This is a genomic window from Streptosporangium sp. NPDC002721 (genome assembly GCF_042888905.1).
Lineage (GTDB): Bacteria > Actinomycetota > Actinomycetes > Streptosporangiales > Streptosporangiaceae > Streptosporangium.
Map to the genome: position 1 here is coordinate 123097 of NZ_JBIAQI010000004.1, position 15062 is coordinate 138158.

Here is a 15062-nt window from a genome sequence, read left to right on the forward strand (position 1 = left end):
CCGGGCAAGTAGCCTTGAGCAGGTACCCCCCGTGTCTTCCCGGCCCGGGGTTGTCGTGTTGCCGTCGTGGGGCTGAGGGCGAATCTTATGAGTCTTTCCGGACTTCTGGACCTTGTCGCCGGGGAGCCTGAGCTGGCTTCCCTTCTTCAGGACGTGCGCGGGGGCGACTCCTCCGACGTGTCGCTGGTCGCGCCGCCGGCGCTGCGCCCCTTCACGGTGGCCGCGCTGGTCAGGGAGGGCGCCAAGGGGGCGGCCAGGACCGTTCTCGCGGTGACCGCCACCGGGCGCGAGGCCGAGGATCTCGCCGCGGCCCTCACCAGCCTCCTGGACGAGAGCACCGTCGCGGTCTTCCCCGCCTGGGAGACGCTCCCGCACGAGCGCCTGTCGCCGCGCAGCGACACCGTGGGGCAGCGGCTGGCGGTGCTGCGCAGGCTGGCGCACCCGGTCGCGGGCGACCACTCGGCGGGGCCGCTGCACGTGGTCGTCGCGCCGATCAGGGCGCTGCTCCAGCCGATCGTCCAGGGGCTGGGCGACCTGCGGCCGGTGCGGCTGCGCGCCGGGGACGACGCCGATCTCGACGCCGTCGTCCACAACCTCGTGGAGAACGGCTACCACCGGGTCGACATGGTGGAGAAGCGCGGAGAGGTCGCGGTCAGGGGTGGCCTGCTGGACGTCTTCCCGCCCACGGAGGAGCACCCCCTCCGGCTGGAGTTCTGGGGCGACACCGTCGAGGAGATCCGCTGGTTCAAGGTCGCCGACCAGCGTTCGCTGGAGGTCGCCGAGGACGGCCTGTTCGCCGCCCCCTGCCGGGAGCTGCTGCTGACCGCCGACGTCAGGGAGCGGGCGAGGGAGCTCGCCGAGGCGCACCCCTCGCTGGCCGAGATCCTGGAGCAGCTGGCAGAGGGCGTGCCGATGGAGGGCATGGAGGCGTTCGCGCCGGTGCTCGCCGGGGAGATGGACCTGCTCATCGACCACCTTCCGGGACAGTCGGCGATCTTCGTGTGCGACCCGGAGCGCATCCGGGGGCGCGCCGACGAGCTGGTGCGCACCAGCCAGGAGTTCCTGGAGGCGTCCTGGATCAACGCGGCGTCCGGCGGCGACGCGCCGATCGACCTGGGCGCGGCGGCGTTCCGCGACCTGGAGGAGGTCCGCGACCACGCGCGGCGGCTCGGCCAGCCCTGGTGGTCGCTCGCGCCCTTCGGCGCCGACACCGACGACGCCGATCCGGGCCACGCCCCGGGCGGCGGGCAGGCGCTGAGGGCGCGCGAGGTGGAGTCCTACCGGGGCGACACCCAGCGGGCGCTGGCCGACATCAAGGGCTGGCTCGACTCCGACCGGGTCGTCGTCCTGCTGAGCGAGGGCCACGGCCCCGCCGAGCGCATGGTCGAGCTGCTCAAGGGCGTCGACCTGCCCGCGCGCCTGGAGCCGGGCCTGGAGACCGTGCCCGACAGGAAGGTCGTCCACGTCACCACGGGCCTGGTCGAGCACGGGTTCGTGACCCCGGCGCTGGCCGTGCTCACCCACCTCGACCTGGTCGGCCAGAAGGCCTCGACCAAGGACATGCGGCGGCTGCCCTCCCGGCGCCGCAACATGGTCGACCCGCTCCAGCTCAAGGTCGGCGACCACGTCGTGCACGAGCAGCACGGCGTGGGCCGCTACGTCGAGATGGTGCAGCGGACCGTGCAGGGCGCCACCCGCGAGTACCTGGTGATCGAGTACGCCAAGGGCGACCGGCTCTACGTGCCGACCGACCAGCTCGACGAGGTCACCCGCTACGTCGGCGGCGAGTCGCCCACGCTCAACCGGATGGGCGGCGCCGACTGGGCCAAGGCCAAGACCAAGGCCAAGAAGGCGGTCAAGGAGATCGCCGGAGAGCTGATCCGCCTGTACTCCGCCAGGATGGCCTCGCCCGGACACGCCTTCGCCCCCGACAGCCCCTGGCAGCGGGAGATGGAGGACGCCTTCCCGTACGCCGAGACGGGCGACCAGCTGGAGGCCATCGACGAGGTCAAGCGCGACATGGAGCGCCCGATCCCGATGGACCGGCTGATCTGCGGCGACGTCGGCTACGGCAAGACGGAGATCGCGGTGCGGGCGGCGTTCAAGGCGGTGCAGGACGGCAAGCAGGTGGCCGTCCTGGTGCCGACCACGCTGCTGGTGCAGCAGCACATGTCGACCTTCGCCGAGCGGTTCTCCGGGTTCCCGCTGAACGTGAGGCCGCTGTCGCGGTTCCAGAGCGACGGCGAGGTCAAGGCGACCATGGAGGGCCTGCGGGAGGGCTCGGTCGACGTCGTGATCGGCACGCACCGGCTGTTCTCGCCCGAGGTCAGGTTCAAGCAGCTCGGCCTGATCATCATCGACGAGGAGCAGCGGTTCGGCGTCGAGCACAAGGAGGCCATGAAGCACCTGCGCACCCAGGTCGACGTGCTGGCCATGTCGGCGACCCCGATCCCCCGGACCCTGGAGATGGGCCTCACCGGCATCAGGGAGATGTCCACGATCCTCACCCCGCCGGAGGAGCGGCACCCGATCCTCACCTTCGTCGGCCCGTACGACGAGAAGCAGATCGGCGCCGCGATCCGCCGCGAGCTGATGCGCGACGGCCAGGTCTTCTTCGTCCACAACCGGGTGGCGAGCATCAACAAGGTCTCGGCCATGCTGCGCGAGCTCGTGCCCGAGGCCAGGATCGCCGTCGCGCACGGCCAGATGCAGGAGCACCAGCTGGAGAAGATCATGGTGGGCTTCTGGGAGCGCGACTTCGACGTGCTCGTCTGCACCACGATCGTCGAGTCCGGCCTGGACGTGCCCAACGCCAACACCCTGATCGTCGACCGGGCCGACAACTACGGCCTGTCGCAGCTCCACCAGCTGCGCGGCCGGGTCGGCCGGGGCCGCGAGCGCGGCTACGCCTACTTCCTGTACCCGCCGGAGAAGCCGCTCACCGAGACCGCCCACGAGCGCCTGGCCACCATCTCCCAGCACACCGAGATGGGCGCGGGCATGTACGTCGCGATGAAGGACCTGGAGATCCGCGGCGCGGGCAACATCCTGGGCGCAGAGCAGTCGGGCTTCATCGCGGGCGTCGGCTTCGACCTCTACGTGCGGATGATGGCCGAGGCCGTCCAGGAGCAGAAGGCCAAGCTGGCGGGCACCTATCAGGAGGACGAGCGGCCCGACGTCAAGGTCGAGCTGCCGATCAACGCCCACATCCCGCACGACTACGTCACCTCCGAGCGGCTGCGGCTGGAGGCGTACAAGCGGATCGCCGCGATCGGCTCCGACTCCGACATCGGCGCGGTGCGCGACGAGCTCGTGGACCGCTACGGACGGCCGCCCCAGCAGGTGGAGAACCTGCTGGAGGTCGCGCGCTTCCGCATCCGCGCCCGCCGCGCCGGGCTCACCGACGTCACCCTGCAGGGGCAGAACATCAAGTTCGCGCCGGTGGACCTGAAGGACTCCCAGCAGGTCAGGTTGCAAAGGCTTTACCCGAAGGCGCTGCTGAAGCAGGCGGCCGGTACGTTGCTGGTGCCGGTTCCCAAGACCAGGCCCCTCGGCGGCCAGCCGCTGCGCGACCTGGATCTGCTCAAGTGGTGCGGTGATCTCGTCGAGGCGATGTTCCTCGAAACGGTGCGGGTAGAGTAAGCGGCGTTTGTCGTGAAGGGAACGCATGTGAAGTCGACTCGAATCCGCGTCATCCTGGCGGTCGCCGCCGCCGGTGTCGCGCTGACCGCCTGCACTCCGAACCAGGCCGGCGCCGCCGCCGTCGTGGGCGGGGAGCGCATCAGCTCCGGTGAGCTGGACAGGAACGTGCGCGAGTACGAGGCGGCGCTGGCCAAGGCCAATGTCACCCCCGCGGACCTGAAGTTCCAGGACAGCGTCCCGCAGCTGGTGCTCTTCCAGCTGGCCAACGCCAAGCAGTTCGCGAAGGTCGCGGAGAGCAAGGGCATCACGATCACCGAGGGCGAGATCGACCAGCTGGTCGCCGGTCAGGGCGGCCAGCAGAAGCTGGAGCAGCAGCTGCTCCAGAACGCCGTGGCGCCCTCGCAGATGCGTTCCTTCGTCCGGGCACAGCTGCTGTTCAGCAAGCTCATCGCCAAGTACGGCGGCGGCACGGACGAGGCCGCCGTCCAGCGCGGCCAGGAGCAGGCGATCAAGGACCTGCAGGCCGTGCCGATCACCTGGAACCCCCGCTACGGCACCCCGAACACGCAGCGGAGCGAGCAGCAGCCGAGCGTCTTCGTCGACGCCGGCCGGTTCGGCGCCCCCGCCGCTCCCGGCCCGGCCGACGCGCCGCCCGCACCGCCGCAGCAGTAGCCTCCGGGCATGCCGCTGATCGTCGTCACCACCTCGCCCCGGGTCGCCCCGGGGCTGCTCACCCGCCACGCGTGGCGGGTCCTGGAGGAGGGCCCGGTACGCACCGGGTCCGCCGACCACCCGCACCTGCCCTACCTGGCGGAGGCCGGGGTCGACGTCCAGGTGGTCGTCCCGGACCCGGCCGCGCTGGTCCGTGAGGCCGTGGCGGCGACCGTCGTGTGGCTGGAGGCCGACGAGGCGCTGATGCGCTCCATCGGCCACGCCGCCGTGGCGCTCGACGACCCGCCGGTGATCGAGGTCGTGCCGGGCTCGTACGACCTGCCGGGCGCGCGGCTGCTCGACCTGGTCTCGGTGATGGACCGCCTCCGGGTCGAGTGCCCCTGGGACGCCCGCCAGACCCACGAGTCCCTCGCCCCGTACCTCATCGAGGAGGCCTACGAGGTGCTGGAGACCATCGAGGAGGGCGACCGCGCCGCGTTGCGCGAGGAGCTGGGCGACCTGCTCCTGCAGGTGGTCTTCCACGCTCGGGTCGCGGGCGACGCGCCCGACGGGTTCGACGTCGACGACGTGGCCGAGGGGATCGTCGCCAAGCTCGTCCGCCGCCACCCGCACGTCTTCGCCGACACCCGGGTGGAGGGCGCGGGCGAGGTCAGCGCCAACTGGGAGACGATCAAGGCCGCCGAGCGGGCGGCCAAGAACGGCGGCGACCCGGGCTCGGCCGTCGACGGCGTCCCGATGGGCCAGCCCGCTCTCTCGCTCGCCGCGCAGCTCCTGCGCCGTGCCGAGCGCGCCGGAGCCCCCGCGACCCTCCCCGAGGGGATCCCCGCCGACGGTCTGGGGGCGAGGCTCTTCGAGCTCGTACGGCAGGCGGGGGAGGCCGGGCTCGACCCGGAGGCCGAGCTGCGCGCGGTGGCCCGCGCCTACCGCGACCGGATCCGCGCCCAGCAGCCCTGAGGCCGCTCCAGCAGCCCTGAGGCCGCTCCGGGAGGCTCCGAGGCCGCTCCAGGGGGCTCCGAGCCGGGCCGCGGGGATCCCGGCGACCCCGTGCCGGGACCGTCGGTCTCCCGGCCCGGAGCGACGCGCGTCCGGGCCATCCAACGGCCACCTCCCGGCCACCTTCCGGCCCTTTCAAGAACATCGTCCGGAAGCGTCCCTGCCGCCGTACCGGTAAGTAGGTCTCGGTAGGCTTCTGAGGCAAACTGTCCTGCGACTTTAGGAGCGCTTCGTGGCTTCCATCGAGGGCGTTACCGCCCGAGAGATCCTTGACTCCCGGGGCAACCCGACGGTTGAGGTCGACATCCTCCTGGACGACGGCAGCCAGGGGCGTGCCGCGGTCCCCAGCGGCGCGTCCACCGGCCAGTTCGAGGCCGTCGAGCTGCGTGACGGCGACGAGCGCTACGGCGGCAAGGGTGTCGAGAAGGCCGTTCTCGGCGTGACCGACGAGATCGCCGACGAGATCCTCGGGTTCGACGCCGCCGAGCAGCGCAGCATCGACCAGGTCATGATCGACCTGGACAACACGCCCAACAAGGCCCGCCTGGGCGCCAACGCGATCCTGGGCGTCTCGCTCGCCGTGGCCAAGGCCGCCGCGGAGAGCGCCGAGCTGCCGCTCTTCCGCTACCTCGGCGGGCCGAACGCGCACGTGCTGCCGGTGCCGATGATGAACATCCTGAACGGCGGCGCGCACGCCGACAGCAACGTCGACATCCAGGAGTTCATGATCGCCCCGATCGGGGCGGAGACGTTCCGCGAGGCCGTGCGGATGGGCACCGAGGTCTACCACGCCCTCAAGTCCGTCCTGAAGGAGAAGGGCTACGCCACCGGCCTCGGCGACGAGGGCGGCTTCGCGCCGAGCCTGCCCTCCAACCGCGACGCGCTCGACCTGATCCTGGTCGCCATCGAGAAGGCCGGATACGTCGCGGGAGAGGACATCGGGCTCGCCCTCGACGTGGCCGCCTCCGAGTTCCACTCGGACGGCGTCTACACCATCGACGGCAAGGGCCTGTCCGCCGCCGAGCTGATCGCCTTCTACGAGGACCTGGTCGCCAACTACCCGCTGGTCTCCATCGAGGACCCGCTGGACGAGAGCGACTGGGAGGGCTGGAACGCCATCACCCGCGCCCTGGGCGACAAGGTCCAGCTGGTCGGCGACGACCTGTTCGTGACGAACCCCGAGCGCCTGGGCCGCGGCATCGCCGAGGGCACCGCCAACGCGCTGCTGGTCAAGGTCAACCAGATCGGCACCCTGACCGAGACCCTCGACGCCGTGGACCTGGCCCACCGCAGCGGGTACCGCTGCATGATGAGCCACCGTTCCGGCGAGACCGAGGACACCACGATCGCCGACCTCGCCGTGGCCACCAACTGCGGCCAGATCAAGACCGGCGCCCCGGCCCGCTCCGACCGGGTGGCCAAGTACAACCAGTTGCTCCGCATCGAGGAGCTTCTGGACGACGCGGCCCGTTACGCGGGTCGCGCCGCCTTCCCGCGCTTCCGGCGGTAGTTTCGTCTGGCGGCCCGCGCCCGCTCCGGGCGCGGGCCGCACCGCGGACGAGCGCCGATCCCACCGGCCCGATCCCCGTCGAGGGGACCGGCGTACGGGGACCGGCGCGCGGAGGCCGGCACCGGGGAGCGACAGCGGAGACCGGCACCGGAGATCGGGCCCGGAGATCGGGACCGACCCCGGATCGACGCGGGAAGATCGGCCCTCGCCGGTGTCGCGTCCGCCGCGCCGGGCACGGTGGACCACGTCACGAGGGCCGACGAGAGCACGGAGACGGAGGAGGGCGCATGGCGGCACGGCCACAGCTGACGGGACGGGCCGCGGTGCTCGCGATCGTGGTGTGCGCGATCGCCATGAGCCTCGCCTACCCCATCAGGGAGTACGTCGCCCAGCGCCGCCAGATCGCCCAGCTGGAGCAGGAGAAGGCCAGGATGATCGCCTCGATCAAGGCCCTGGACGACCGCGCCAAGCAGCAGCTCGACCCCGGCTTCATCAAGCGGCAGGGCAGGGAGCGCCTCTTCTACTGCGACCCCGGGCAGAAGTGCTACGTCGTCATGGGAGGCTCCCCCTCGCCGGGCAAGGGCACGGCCGGTGAACGCAAGGCCGTCGCCAGGCCGCCGTGGTACGAGACGCTCTGGGACTCGGTCAAGGCCGTCGACAGCGGCAGGGGGCAGAAGGCGGGCAAGGCCACCGGGTGACGCCGATACCCTGGGTGTCGTCTTTCAGGGGGTGTCACGAATGGTTGACGATCGCGACGTGGCGGCGGTGGAGCGACAGCTCGGCCGGACGCCGCGCGGACTGCGGGCGGTGGCGCACCGCTGCCCGTGCGGGCTTCCCGACGTCGTCGAGACCGCCCCGAGGCTGCCCGACGGATCGCCCTTCCCGACCCTGTTCTACCTCACCTGCCCCAGGGCCGCCTCGGCCATCGGCACGCTGGAGACCTCGGGGCTAATGCGGGACATGCAGGCCAGGCTCGCCGACGATCCTGAGCTGGCCAACGCGTACCTGGCCGCCCACGAGGACTACGTGGCGCGTCGCGACAGGGCCGCCGCCGAGGACGGCCTGGAGCCGCTGCCCCGCGACATGCAGAGCACCGGGGGCATGCCCACCCGGGTGAAGTGCCTGCACGCCCTGGTCGGGCACGAGCTGGCCGTCCCCGGGAGCAACCCCTTCGGCCGCGAGGCCCTCGACGCGCTCGGCGACTGGTGGTCCGCCGGGCCGTGCGCCGCCCACGACGTAGCACCGTGTGCCCCGCCCGTGGCATCGACCGCGGCATCGACCAAGAAGGAGACCGAGTGATCCGCGTCGCCGCGATCGACTGTGGCACCAACTCCGTCCGCCTGCTCGTCGCCGACATCGGCAGGGACAGGCTGATCGACCTGGAGCGCCGGATGGAGATCGTCCGGTTGGGGCAGGGGGTCGACGAGACCGGCAGGCTGGCGCCCGAGGCCCTGGAGCGCACGTTCGCCGCCATGCGCGGCTACGCCGGGCTCATCGAGGAGCACGGGGCCTCCTCGGTCCGCGTGGTCGCCACCAGCGCGACGAGAGACGCCGCCAACCGGCAGGACTTCGTGGACGGCGTACGCGACATCTTCGGGGTGGAGCCCGAAGTGATCACCGGTGCGGAGGAGGCGGAGCTGTCGTTCGCCGGGGCCACCCGGGATCTGGTGCGGTTCTCGCACGAGACGGGCCTGCCCGCCCCCGACGGCACCCGCCCCCCTTACCTCGTGGTCGACATCGGCGGCGGTTCGACCGAGTTCGTGCTGGGCTCGGCGCACGTGGAGGCCGCGCTGTCGGTCGACATCGGGTGCGTCCGGCTGACCGAGCGCCACCTGCGCGGCGCGGGCGACCCCCCGTCGGCCGGGGCGATCGAGGCGATGACCGCCGACATCGACGACGCGCTCGACCGGGTCGCGGCCGAGGTGCCCGTGGAGCGGGCGCTGACGATGGTCGGGCTCGCCGGATCCGTCACCACCGTCGCCGGAATGGCGCTCGAGCTGCCGGAATACGACCCGAAGAAAATTCACCACTCGCGAATTACCGCAGGTCAGGTGCATGACATCGCCGAGCGCTTGCTTGGAATGACCGTTGAACGGCGGGCGGCGATTCCTCTCATGCATCCCGGCAGGGTCGACGTGATCGGGGCCGGCGCTCTCATCCTGGACCGGATTGTTACCCGGTACGGTTTCGGCGACGTGGTCGCCAGTGAGCACGACATCCTCGACGGCATCGCGTGGTCCGTCGCCGACTCATAACAAGACCTAGACAATTCGCCTGTTTAGGGAGTATTGAGGAAAGCTTCCCGTTTATGGTTAGGTAAAGAAGCTTTAGTGAGGCTTTGCCGTGGGGCCCGGCACAGCTGTTGTCGGGGCGGCAACCGTCTCCTGAGCGATTTTGCTTCCCATACGAACGGAGCATCCCCTCATGAAGTCCGGACTAGCCAGAAAGCTAGCCGCAGCAGGAGCCAGCGCGGCCATGCTGGCGACCATGGCAGTAGGCATGCTGGCCACGCCCGCGGCGGCGGCCAGCGGGTCGACCCAGGCGGGCAAGGTGGCCTCGGCCGCCGCCAAGCCGAGGCCGGCCGTCTCTGCCGGAACCCCCAAGGCATCCCCCGCGAAGTACGCGGGTGAGTGCCCCGTCAACGTGACCTTCTCCTCGAAGATCAAGGTGAAGGCCGTCAAGGGCAAGACCACGGTCGCCTACCGGTGGCTGCGTGGAGACGGCTCCAAGAGCAAGGTGAAGTCCTTCACCTTCCGCGGCAAGGGCGTCAAGAGCTTCACCGTCAAGGAGAAGGCGACCTTCAAGGGCAACGTCAAGGGCTGGCAGGCCGTCCAGGTCCTGGCCCCGCGCGGCGTGAAGTCCTCGAAGGGCTACTTCTCGGTCTCCTGTGGCTCCGGTGAGGACAAGCACGAGGTCATCACCCCCCGAGTCGGTGCTCAGGTGTGGGTTGACGAGGGCAACTGCAAGGCTGTCCTGGTCGGCCGCATCCACGCCTCCGGCGTCCGCTGGGTGCGCTACCAGTGGGTCGTCAACGGCCGCGTCGTCGACCGCGACGCCGTCCGCGTCGACGGCTCGCGCAGGGTCTTCCACGTGATCAAGCCCCGTGACGACTTCAGGGGCTGGGCCTCGCTGGAGATCGTCGGCCCGGTGGAGGCCTCCTCCAACCGCGCCTACTTCAAGATCCGGTGTGAGGACACGTCGCCGAAGGTCTGGGCCTCCGTCGACAGCCCCGCGGCCTACGAGGGCACCTGCCCGGCGACCCGTACGTTCAGCGGCACGATCAGCGCGAGTGGTCGCACCACCGTGAAGTACCGCTGGATCCGCGACGGTGTGGCGGGCGACTGGAAGTACGCCCACTTCAGCGGTCATGGCCCGGAGCGTCAGGTCGTGATCGACAGCTGGACCACCTCGGTCTCCGGTGAGTCCAAGCGCGCGATCGACATCGCGGGTGGCCCGACCACCGGCACCGTGGTGGCCAAGGTCGTCTGCAAGGTCGACTCGACCCCGACCCCGACCCCGGCTCCTCCCACTCCCACCCCGACCGTCACCTCCGGCGTCTGATGACCCGGTAGGTCGAGGTAGCGCGCCCGGCGGCTGACGCCGGGCCGCGTCCCGAGTGGGAAAGGCGGCGCCCGCACCCAGCGGGCGCCGCCTTTCGCGTTCCCGCGCCCACGGACGGCTCCCACTGAACGGCTCCCACTGAACGGCTCCCGCGCCCACGGACGGCTCCCGCGCCCGGAGCGTCCGCGCGTCCGCGGCCCGCCTCCCAGCGCCCGCGCGTCCCGAGGCCCGCCCCTCCGCGGCCCGCCTCCCGGAGCCCGCGTCCCGAGCCTCCTCCGAGGCCTATCTCCCAGAGCCCGCCTCCGCGGACCGTACGGACCAAGGGCCGGGCGGCGGGACATGGACCTCGCGGTCTCCCGCGTCGGGCACCATCGAGGGATGACCCACGTTCCTCCCGGATCCGGATGGCCCGACGACCCCGCCCGGCCCGACACCCCCGTCGCCCACGACCCCGCCGAGGTGCGGAAACTCGCGGGGGAGAGCCACACCCTCGCGGAGCTCACGGCCGCGCAGTCGGTCTGCCGGGCCTGCCCGCGCCTGGTGGAGTGGCGTGAGGAGGTGGCGACGGTCAAGAGGCGGGCGTTCGCCGGGGAGACCTACTGGGGCCGTCCCATCGCCGGGTGGGGCGACGAGCGGCCCGAGATCCTCATCGTCGGGCTGGCACCGGCGGCGCACGGCGGCAACAGGACCGGGCGGATCTTCACCGGCGACCGCAGCGGCGACTGGCTCTTCGCCTCGCTGTACCGGACGGGCCTGGCCGTACAGGAGACCAGCCTGCGCGCGGGGGACGGCCAGCGGCTCGTCGGCGCGCGGATGGTGGCGGCGGTCCGGTGCGCTCCCCCCGCCAACAAGCCCGAGCCCGCCGAGCGGTCCGCCTGCTTCCCCTGGCTGTCCCGCGAGGTCGCGCTGGTCTCGGCGGACGTACGGGTGGTCGTCGCGCTGGGAGGCTTCGCCTGGCAGGCGATCTGGCCCGCGCTGAGGGACGCCGGATACGCCCTGCCACGGCCGCGGCCGACCTTCGGGCACGGCGCCGAGGTGGAGATCACCTCTCCCGGGGGAAGTTCCGCGCATCTTCTGGGCTGCTACCACCCCAGCCAGCAGAACACCTTCACCGGCCGGGTGACCGCCCCGATGCTCGACGACCTCTTCACCAGGGCGAACGCGCTCCGGGCCTTGTGAACTCGATCACAAAGAGAAGATCGGCAGGAATTCTGCCGAGAAGAACGGGTGTTTCTAACCGATAGCGGAAAATATGGCCGGATTGCCAGATGGGCGGCTGGCGCGATCGGAGGCCGGAGCGTATGCTTGTGAAAGGTTTCACAAGCTATGAAACTTAAGGATGGCGTCGAAGTGAACCGCAACTCCAAGCACATCGTGGTCGTCGGTGGAGGCTACGTCGGCCTCTACACCGTGCTGCGCCTGCAGCACACCCTCCGCAGGGAACTCCGCGAAGGAAGCGTGCGCATCACCGTCCTGACCCCCGAATCCCACATGACCTACCAGCCGTTCCTCCCCGAGGCCGCCGCGGGGAACCTCTCGCCCCGGCACGTGGTCGTCCCGCTCCGCCGCGTGCTCTCGAAGGCGACGATCCTCAACGGCAAGGTCTCCAAGGTCAACCACGCGGCCAAGACCGTCACCTTCGCCCCCAACGTCGGCACGCCGCACGAGATCGACTACGACATCGTGGTCATGGCCGCCGGATCGATCTCCCGTACGCTCCCCATCCCCGGCCTGGCCGACTCCGCGATCGGTTTCAAGACGGTCGGCGAGGCGATCGCGCTGCGCAACCGGGTGCTCGAACTCCTCGACCGGGCCGAGAGCGACGAGGACGAGACGCTGCGCAGGCGCGCCCTGACCTTCGTCGTGATCGGCGGCGGCTTCGCGGGCGTCGAGGCGCTCGCCGAGCTGGAGGACATGGCGGTCGACGCCACCCGCTACTACCGGAACATCTCCCGCGAGGACATGCGCTGGGTCCTCGTCGAGGCCACCGACCGCATCCTCCCCGAGGTCGGCCCCGAGATGGGCGCGTGGACCGCCGAGCAGCTGCGCGAGCGCGGCATCGAGGTCAGGATGAACACCCGCCTCGAATCCTGCGAGGGCGGCCTGGTCAAGCTCTCCGACGGCGAGGAGTTCGAGGCCGCCACCATCGTGTGGACCGCGGGGGTGAAGCCCAGCCCGGTCGTCAACGCCGGGGACCTGCCGCTCGACGAGCGCGGCCGGATCAAGACCACCTCCCGCCTGACCGTGGCCGGCGTCCAGGACGCCTACTCGGCCGGAGACGTGGCGGGGGTGCCCGACCTGACCAACCCCGGCCAGTACTGCGCGCCCAACGCCCAGCACGCCGTACGGCAGGCCAAGGTCCTCGCCGACAACATCACCCGGAGCCTGCACGGGCGGGAGCTCGCCGACTACCGGCACAAGTACGTCGGCTCCGTGGCCGGGCTCGGCCTCCACAAGGGTGTCGCCAACGTCTACGGGATCAAGCTCCGCGGGCTCGCCGCGTGGTTCATGCACCGCACCTACCACCTGTCGCGGGTGCCCACCGTCAACCGCAAGGTCCGCGTGACGGCCGACTGGACCCTGGCGCTCTTCTTCAAGCGCGAGACCGTCTCCCTCGGGGAGATCGAGGAACCGCGCACGGAGTTCCGTGCCGCGGCGGCGAACTGAACTTCCGTACCGAGAGCGGACCCGGTTCCCGGACCCGGAGGTGGGCGACGGCGCCCACCTCCGAGTTCGCCGTTCCCCGCGGTGTGCTATTTCTTGACCGGGTCCCTCCGAAGCCGGGGCGATCCGCGGGTTCCCAATGGAAGTGATGCGACGGTTGCCTTGAGCAGTTACGCATGAGTGGCCCGTTACGTATGATTACGGCGCCCCCGTAGCCCAATGGCAGAGGCAAACCCCTTAAAAGGGTTCGAGTGAGGGTTCGAGTCCCTCCGGGGGCACTCATGGCGATCTGCCGAACAAGGCCCATGACCAGTAAAAACGCGGTCGTGGGCCTTTTGTGTTATCCGGCCCTCCACGGCCGGTGCCGAACGGTTGCGGGGCACCCATCCCAAATGCGCCCGCGAAACTTTCGGGGTTACCCAAATGTGATCATTTTCTTTGGGGCTCGGGATTCGCCGCCGGACGAGGACTCCCGCCTCCCGGCGCCCTTCGCGTGGACGGGGCGGTACGACCACGCCGCGCCCACCCGCCCGGCGCCGGGGCGCGCTTCTCCTTCTGAGGGGCAGACCGTAACTTAGCAATATGGACGGTAAGAATCCCCTAGGGGAGTTTCTCCGTGCTCGCCGCCAGGTCACGACCGTCGACCAGGTGGGGCTGCCGAGGACCCGTCGCCGGACACCCGGACTGCGCCGGGACGAGGTCGCGATGCTGGCCAACGTGAGCACCGACTACTACATCCGGCTGGAACAGGGAAGGGAGCGCAATCCATCGGCCCGGGTGCTCGAAGCGCTGGCGCGGGCCTTCCGGCTCGGCCCCGAGGCGACCGCGCACCTTCACGCTCTCGTGCAACCCCGGACGTTCTGCCACGAGCCGGACGGTTGCCCCAACCAGTTGCGCCCGGCCGTGCGGCGGTTCCTGGAGGGCTGTGATCACGCGGTGGTGTTCGCGCTGAACCGCCGGCTTGACGTCCTCGCCATGAATCCGCTGGCCACGGCTCTTTTCCAGGGACTGGACGGTTGTGACAACACGTTGCGGCTGACCTTCCTCAATCCCGTCGCGCGCGAGTTCTACGTGGACTGGGAGCAGCATGCCCAGGCCATGGTGGCCCACTTCCGCGCCGTCGGGGGAGTGGGTCCCGTGGACCCGCTCGTGCTGGAACTGGTCGAGGAGCTCTCGCTGAAGAGCGAGGACTTCCGGCGGCTGTGGGCCCGCCACGACGTCCGGGCCAGGACCTACAGGTCCGTTTCGTACCGTCATGGCGAGGTCGGTGAGATGACCCTGCACATCGAGGTGCTCCTCGTCGGCGCCGCCGCCGGCCAGCAGCTCGTCGTCGGCCAGCCCGAGCCGCACCCCGCCTCCGAACGCGCCTTCGAGGCCCTGGGCAGGCTCGCCGGCACCGGGACCGGCCGGAGTTGAAGGACCTGGCCTGACCGGCGGACTCGGAAGGGTTCGGACTCCCACGGGGTGATCGCGTCACCCGTTCGGTTAGCAGGCCGGTGACCAGCGTGAACGCGGTCGCGATGCGATTCGCCCCGCCTCTGGGATTCGATGGGTCCCCGGTATAAAATAGTAACCATGAGGGACGAAGCGAACCTGGAGCCCATACTTCGGGCCAACGGGATCGCCCGGCAGGTGATCGCGCACATCGGGGACAAGTGGTCCCTGCTGGTGATCGCGGCGCTGGGGCACGGAGCCCAGCGGTTCTCCCGGCTCAAGACGCGGATCGAGGGGATCAACCAGCGCATGCTGACCCGGACGCTGCGAGCCCTGGAGCGCGACGGCATCGTCGAGCGCAACGTCCATCCGACCTCGCCGCCTACGGTGGAATACGTGCTCACCCGGATGGGGCGGGACCTGTCGGTGGCCGTGACCGGCATCTGCGAGTGGGCGCGCCGCAACCTCGACGAGGTCGAGGCGTCGCAGCGGCTTTTCGACGAGCGAGCGGCGAAACAGATGTGAAGCCCGGGAACCGGACGCACCACCCGTTCGTTGGCAATGTCGGCGGTAGCCGTACGGCCAC

Annotated in this window: 12 protein-coding genes and 1 tRNA gene; all 13 read left to right on the top strand. The window is 70.6% G+C overall.

What is annotated here, in order from left to right; genetic code table 11:
• Positions 1 to 87 precede the first annotated feature (87 nt).
• Positions 88 to 3642: a transcription-repair coupling factor gene (gene mfd / locus ACFYWM_RS06700; RefSeq protein ID WP_389909645.1), complete on the top strand. Its 3555-nt coding sequence runs from the start codon at positions 88 to 90 to the stop codon at positions 3640 to 3642.
• Between the two features lie 27 nt (positions 3643 to 3669).
• Positions 3670 to 4314 (top strand): SurA N-terminal domain-containing protein, encoded by a 645-nt coding sequence (locus ACFYWM_RS06705; protein ID WP_389909648.1) that lies wholly within the window; start codon positions 3670 to 3672, stop codon positions 4312 to 4314.
• A 9-nt stretch (positions 4315 to 4323) separates the two neighbouring features.
• Entirely contained in the window at positions 4324 to 5268 is a 945-nt protein-coding gene (locus ACFYWM_RS06710; protein WP_389909651.1) for a MazG family protein, read from the top strand.
• Between the two features lie 271 nt (positions 5269 to 5539).
• The gene (gene eno, locus ACFYWM_RS06715; protein WP_389909654.1) at positions 5540 to 6817 is read left to right on the top strand and encodes a phosphopyruvate hydratase; all 1278 of its coding nucleotides are present in this window, start codon (positions 5540 to 5542) and stop codon (positions 6815 to 6817) included.
• A gap of 287 nt (positions 6818 to 7104) precedes the next feature.
• Positions 7105 to 7515: a septum formation initiator family protein gene (locus ACFYWM_RS06720; RefSeq protein WP_389909657.1), complete on the top strand. Its 411-nt coding sequence runs from the start codon at positions 7105 to 7107 to the stop codon at positions 7513 to 7515.
• A 40-nt stretch (positions 7516 to 7555) separates the two neighbouring features.
• Positions 7556 to 8116 carry a DUF501 domain-containing protein gene (locus ACFYWM_RS06725; RefSeq protein WP_389909660.1) on the top strand — a complete coding sequence of 187 codons (561 nt, stop codon included), beginning with the start codon at positions 7556 to 7558 and terminating at the stop codon, positions 8114 to 8116.
• Complete coding sequence (locus tag ACFYWM_RS06730; protein WP_389909663.1) at positions 8113 to 9072, top strand: exopolyphosphatase; 960 nt, start codon at positions 8113 to 8115, stop codon at positions 9070 to 9072. Before ACFYWM_RS06725 ends, ACFYWM_RS06730 begins: the two co-directional genes overlap by 4 nt.
• Before the next feature lie 232 nt (positions 9073 to 9304).
• Complete coding sequence (locus ACFYWM_RS06735; RefSeq protein ID WP_389909666.1) at positions 9305 to 10378, top strand: hypothetical protein; 1074 nt, start codon at positions 9305 to 9307, stop codon at positions 10376 to 10378.
• A 378-nt stretch (positions 10379 to 10756) separates the two neighbouring features.
• Complete coding sequence (locus ACFYWM_RS06740; protein ID WP_389909669.1) at positions 10757 to 11557, top strand: uracil-DNA glycosylase; 801 nt, start codon at positions 10757 to 10759, stop codon at positions 11555 to 11557.
• A 147-nt stretch (positions 11558 to 11704) separates the two neighbouring features.
• On the top strand, positions 11705 to 13045 hold the full coding sequence (locus ACFYWM_RS06745; RefSeq protein WP_389909672.1) for an NAD(P)/FAD-dependent oxidoreductase: 1341 nt from the start codon (positions 11705 to 11707) through the stop codon (positions 13043 to 13045).
• A 202-nt stretch (positions 13046 to 13247) separates the two neighbouring features.
• Positions 13248 to 13320: transfer RNA gene (locus tag ACFYWM_RS06750), tRNA-Leu, on the top strand.
• Between the two features lie 304 nt (positions 13321 to 13624).
• Positions 13625 to 14458: a helix-turn-helix domain-containing protein gene (locus ACFYWM_RS06755; protein ID WP_389909675.1), complete on the top strand. Its 834-nt coding sequence runs from the start codon at positions 13625 to 13627 to the stop codon at positions 14456 to 14458.
• A 159-nt stretch (positions 14459 to 14617) separates the two neighbouring features.
• The gene (locus tag ACFYWM_RS06760; protein ID WP_389909678.1) at positions 14618 to 15001 is read left to right on the top strand and encodes a winged helix-turn-helix transcriptional regulator; all 384 of its coding nucleotides are present in this window, start codon (positions 14618 to 14620) and stop codon (positions 14999 to 15001) included.
• Positions 15002 to 15062 lie beyond the last annotated feature (61 nt).

Bases quoted from the DNA above. Each gene is read 5' to 3' on its own strand.
- ACFYWM_RS06720 (WP_389909657.1), top strand. From the start codon at position 7,105: ATGGCGGCACGGCCACAGCTGACGGGACGGGCCGCGGTGCTCGCGATC.
- ACFYWM_RS06740 (WP_389909669.1), top strand. From the start codon at position 10,757: ATGACCCACGTTCCTCCCGGATCCGGATGGCCCGACGACCCCGCCCGG.
- mfd (WP_389909645.1), top strand. From the start codon at position 88: ATGAGTCTTTCCGGACTTCTGGACCTTGTCGCCGGGGAGCCTGAGCTG.
- ACFYWM_RS06755 (WP_389909675.1), top strand. From the start codon at position 13,625: ATGGACGGTAAGAATCCCCTAGGGGAGTTTCTCCGTGCTCGCCGCCAG.
- ACFYWM_RS06710 (WP_389909651.1), top strand. From the start codon at position 4,324: ATGCCGCTGATCGTCGTCACCACCTCGCCCCGGGTCGCCCCGGGGCTG.
- ACFYWM_RS06760 (WP_389909678.1), top strand. From the start codon at position 14,618: ATGAGGGACGAAGCGAACCTGGAGCCCATACTTCGGGCCAACGGGATC.
- ACFYWM_RS06745 (WP_389909672.1), top strand. From the start codon at position 11,705: ATGAAACTTAAGGATGGCGTCGAAGTGAACCGCAACTCCAAGCACATC.
- ACFYWM_RS06735 (WP_389909666.1), top strand. From the start codon at position 9,305: ATGGCAGTAGGCATGCTGGCCACGCCCGCGGCGGCGGCCAGCGGGTCG.
- ACFYWM_RS06725 (WP_389909660.1), top strand. From the start codon at position 7,556: ATGGTTGACGATCGCGACGTGGCGGCGGTGGAGCGACAGCTCGGCCGG.